Here is a 2,439-nt window from a genome sequence, read left to right as displayed (position 1 = left end):
TAGTGCCAACGAAGCGACAGCAACATGTTTTGTCTGTGCGAAAGCGTAGTGCCAACGAAGCGACAGCAACATGTTTTTTCTGTGCAAAAGCGAAGATCCAACAACCACAGCACAATGTTAAGTTCTTAGCCTGAGCTTCCTCTATTTCAGCGAGTGTTTTGACACTCGCTGAAAAGGAGCTTAAATCCGCATTCATCTACAGCTCTTGACATAGAAGTAAAGTCCTAGTTTGTTGATATAGAAGTATTATTCATTGCTTTCAATTGGTTCCGTTTTAGCCTGCAATGAATGTAAATAATGGCTGAACGTTTGATTATTTGCGCATAGGTTTCATCCACATGTAGAACAGATTTTGCTGTTAATGTCTGCTTCATCTGTTCATAAACCGGTAGAAGCCAATCTTCAGCTGAACGGATCACCCAGTTTGATAAGTTCTTATCATTCGTAAGCAGGCCATATCACGAAAAGGATGATGATTCAATTACAAATCACCATCCTTTTTAGTGTATTAAATAACCAGAACCTACTTAATCGGTAAATAAAATTATTCCTTATCAAAATCCGTTTCAAAGGGTTTTTCTTCATACTTGGAAACATCATATTGCCCAATTACTTGATAATTACTAGACGCTTCATCGTCAGGCTTGAATTTATTGAAATCAACTACATCTAGTGCATCTGTCATCATATTCAATAAATATTGTGGTTCCGGAGCTTCTTCTACTGCGGCAAGAACTAGTGCATTTCGTAAATATCCTACATGTTGTGAGAGCAATTGAGCATTGAAGTCTAGCCTATTTGCTTCAGCAAAAAGCTTCATAAAAATCGAAACCGCTCGTGTATTTCCTTCTCGGTAAGGATGAACACGCCAAAGTTTTGTCATAAATGTAGAAAAGTCCTCTACAAGACGAGGATTAGAATATTTCCATTGCTTAGATTTAGACCAACTGAAAACAGTTTTCAAATCAGATACAATGTGATCTTTATCGCTATAAGCAACAGATAATCCATTTAAAACATGTTCACTTTTAAAAATATTGACTGTGCGAAATTCCCCTGCCCATGAATATAGCTCATGAAAAAGAAAGTGATGAATCATTTGAAGACTTTCATATTTTTGAAAGTCAATCTCATGGGTGATAGAAGAAATATCTACAATCTCCGCGATTAACAGCTGTGCTTCAACGTCAATTAATTGTTGTTTATCTCGAATATTTAATTTGTTGATTAAGGTATTTGTATTAGGATAAATATATGGGTCCATAAATTACTGTGAAGCCCTTGTATATTTTTCAACAATCGCTTGTTTCAATTGGCTGGATGATACTTGACCATTTTCATATTGGTTTAAGAGGTTTTGTGTAAATGCACTCGGTTTTCCACCGTCAATGGCAGCCATACCAACTGCGAATTGCACTTGCTTTTTACGTTCTAGGCGTGAATTTTCTTTCATAAATAACACCCCTCACTTTATTGGTATATCTATTATATCAGTTTTTACGCATCAGGTGATAGTTAGATCACTACACGATTCCCACAGGTTTTGTTCAATCTTTGTCATTAGCGTTTACAGTTTGAGTGAAAAAATTCATTAGGTGCCAGTGGAAAAATTTAGAGCTAGGCAATCATATCCACTTGAATTGTGGTTAGATTTCGAACAAAAAAATTGTTTCGCACAAAGCGTACCGCAATTATAGAAAAGGTCCTTCACTTTAGGATTGCATCCTTTTTGTTCTCATTCAAGATTTTATAAATCGTGCTACGTCCAATTCCATACTCTTTTGCAATATCCATGGCACTTTCTCCACTTTCAAACAACTTCACAATCCGACGCTTCGTATAGGTATCTATGGCAGGGCGTCCCCCGATTCTGCCACGTTTACGGGCAGCCTCAAGCCCAGCTTTTGTACGCTGCTGGATAATATCGCGTTCAATTTCGGCGAATACGGCAAGCATCCCAAACATGGCGCGTCCAGTCGGTGTAGTAGTGTCGAAGCTATCACGAATACTAACGAAATCAACCTGTCGCTTTACCATTTCGTCTGTTAATTGATAAAGCTCCTTTGTGCTGCGAGCAATTCGGTCTAGTTTATATACAACGAAACGATCACAAGGAGCAGCTGCTTTAAAAGTATTGGACTTGTTTATCCCACATCCACCCTCCAACACCACCTCCATGAATTAATAATAAGAGTGGCTTATGTAGATCACCGTACTCCTTAAAATGCATTACCACACCTTCTTTCTTCATTCTTGTATTTCTCGGGAAATAATTAGATTATTCTCACATTTCACTTACTATAATTATTTTACAGGCGTGTTGATTAGGAAAAAATAAGTTTATTATTGAGCGATAAAAGGGTTTTTTCGTTACCACTTTGCCAATATATTTCCATTTTAACTGATTGTAGCGTAGGGCTACTCGACTCCCGCGGGAAA

At 37.5% G+C, this 2,439-nt stretch carries 4 protein-coding genes and 1 pseudogene; all 5 read right to left on the bottom strand.

Annotated features, from left to right (window positions below):
- Nucleotides 1–224 precede the first annotated feature (224 nt).
- Entirely contained in the window at nucleotides 225–452 is a 228-nt protein-coding gene (locus tag AMS59_RS26240; RefSeq protein ID WP_255350014.1) for an IS66 family transposase, read from the bottom strand.
- A 92-nt stretch (nucleotides 453–544) separates the two neighbouring features.
- Nucleotides 545–1,264 carry a Fic family protein gene (locus tag AMS59_RS10870; protein ID WP_053483776.1) on the bottom strand — a complete coding sequence of 240 codons (720 nt, stop codon included), beginning with the start codon at nucleotides 1,262–1,264 and terminating at the stop codon, nucleotides 545–547.
- A gap of 3 nt (nucleotides 1,265–1,267) precedes the next feature.
- On the bottom strand, nucleotides 1,268–1,453 hold the full coding sequence (locus AMS59_RS10865) for an antitoxin VbhA family protein (protein ID WP_053483775.1): 186 nt from the start codon (nucleotides 1,451–1,453) through the stop codon (nucleotides 1,268–1,270).
- 254 nt (nucleotides 1,454–1,707) lie between these two features.
- Entirely contained in the window at nucleotides 1,708–2,166 is a 459-nt protein-coding gene (locus AMS59_RS10860) for a recombinase family protein (protein WP_234007734.1), read from the bottom strand.
- Nucleotides 2,129–2,236: pseudogene (locus AMS59_RS26235) on the bottom strand (alpha/beta fold hydrolase); the annotation flags it as partial. The gene AMS59_RS10860 and the pseudogene AMS59_RS26235, both read right to left, overlap by 38 nt.
- Nucleotides 2,237–2,439: the final 203 nt, after the last annotated feature.

This window comes from Lysinibacillus sp. FJAT-14745 (assembly GCF_001275675.1).
Lineage (GTDB): Bacteria > Bacillota > Bacilli > Bacillales_A > Planococcaceae > Lysinibacillus.
This window is presented reverse-complemented; position numbering and strand designations above follow the sequence as displayed.